This is a genomic window from Oleiphilus sp. HI0132, from assembly GCF_001635845.1.
On the sequence record NZ_LWGJ01001233.1, the window covers coordinates 1 to 2,026 of the forward strand.

General features: G+C 43.9%; 2 protein-coding genes. Both read right to left on the reverse strand.

The features are described from left to right. The coding region (locus A3766_RS18135; protein WP_156508965.1) for a hypothetical protein at nucleotides 1–263 on the reverse strand (263 nt) is incomplete at its 3' end. A 120-nt stretch (nucleotides 264–383) separates the two neighbouring features. After that, nucleotides 384–1,742, reverse strand: coding sequence for an HD-GYP domain-containing protein (locus A3766_RS18140; RefSeq protein ID WP_068508144.1), 1,359 nt, complete (start codon nucleotides 1,740–1,742; stop codon nucleotides 384–386). Nucleotides 1,743–2,026: the final 284 nt, after the last annotated feature.

The window sequence follows — 2,026 nt, forward strand, 5'->3', positions numbered from 1 at the left end:
TTATCTTTTAAGCCCGGGCACTGGGCGTTTAGGTCGACGTGGCTTTCTGGGAACATTTGAAAGATCCAGAGGCATTCGTTCTTTTGCTTATAACGAAACCAGAGTACGACATCGCCTTTACGAGAAGAGTCATTGTAAGTGCGAAACTTCAGGCGACTGGATGTCCGGAAGCTGACATCCTCAACTCTAAGGCCCTGATCATCGAAGTAAAAGCCACCGTTTTTGAGGTAAACCGGCGTTAAGGCAATAGTTATGATGACCATGGCGCCAAGCCAGGCGCTGCGGATTAGGTTCTTTTTAGTTATTTTCATTATCGATAAGACTAAACGTTGTTATTGTGCCTTTAAGCGTAGCAACGATTAGCCTATGTCGCAATATTCCGCCTACTCTTCAGCAAAACATGAGTAGGTTTCAAAGGCTTCGAAGTGATCTTTGGGGATCGAATACAATAAGCTGGCGAGGTCATCGCAGCGGTTGATCCAGTCGCTACCTACTTTTTTGGCCGCATCTCGCATAGACCATTGCAAAGCCTTCAACTTATCCAGCACAGTTTCTAGCAGTAGCGCGACAACCTCAAGCTCTTCACACTCTCTAGCATTATGCTCAACCTCCAAGCAATCGGCCGCCTCACTGAGCCAACGCCGAACCTCTGAATCCCATAAACCTGAATTACGGTAGAGTTCCTCCAGGCCTTTGATGATCAACATGGAACGCTCTGTCTGTGCAATACTTTGCACCTCTCGCATCCCTACAGCACATTGCTTTGCAAGTTCCAACCAATGCACCATAAAACGCTGCTGCACCACCAAGTAACGCGATAGTTTGGGCATAAACTCTATGGGGATAACTTGAGCAAGGCCCTGGGCATTCTTACGCAGCATCTCGACGACAGCATGACATATATCACGATCAACCGCCTCTGATTCAGCCTGAATTAAAGGAATTAACTGAGAAGGCCCATAACCTCTCGGACGCAATTTTTTTCGATAGGCTTCATCAAGCATAACAGCAAGACCAACAACCTGAGCATCGAGACTATGCTTATCTCCGATAATGCCTTGCGGCCAGCCTGAACCGTCTTTACGTTCTTTATGCTCTTTGACTGCACGCCCTACCCGCTCGGACAGATTAGGTATATTTTCAAGAAACTCGCCCCCCAAAGACAACTGCTGCACATACATTTGTCGCTTTTCGCTATCGGGAAGCTTGTCAAAAATGGCAGCAATATCAGGGTCAATATTCAAGAAGCCTGCATCATGCATTTGTGTTGCGGTGAAGACAACTTCCATATCTTCATCATTGAGTCCAAGCTCAAGCGCAATGAGTATTGCAAAACCGGTAGCACTTTGAGTTGAATTAAAACGGGGCGATAAGCGATCTGCAAAAACTGTCAGCTTTTGAGATAGCAGTGGATAAGCACTGATTAAACCACACTGTCGAACCAGTTCCTTGGTTAAATCCATGCGATCCAAGCCCTTCAAGACCTTATTCTGTGCCTTACGAATCGAGTCAAACAATTCACTAGGTGATACGGTACTCGCCAAGCTAACTTGCAGTTCTATGGGAAGTTCCAGCTGAAAGCGCGCAATCTTATTGGCAACGTCTTCAGTGAGGTAGGTTCCTTTGGGTACAACTGTTGCCCCACGGTTATTACATATGTCTTGCGTCGTTAAAACCGGGTTATATTTATTAATTTCTACCAAGTGATCAGCATAAGGGTTCCGCTCTGAATACTGGTCCATATTAATAACGCTCCATTCAAGTCGTGCCACCCGCTTGGCAGGTGTATCTACAGCCAAAAGATAAATATATATTTATCACATTTTTAAACTTTAAGAATTTGAAAAATATAATTTTTTCAAATTCTATTAGTATTATTTAGATCATTTTAGGTCAAAACAGGCCAAATTGATTAATACTCATACAACACAGCACTAAATACAGGTCTTCGTTTTGCGTAGCGAAGAGCATACAAACCTAATTTTAATTCTGGAAACGGATATATAGACTATAGAGAAATCGAAAG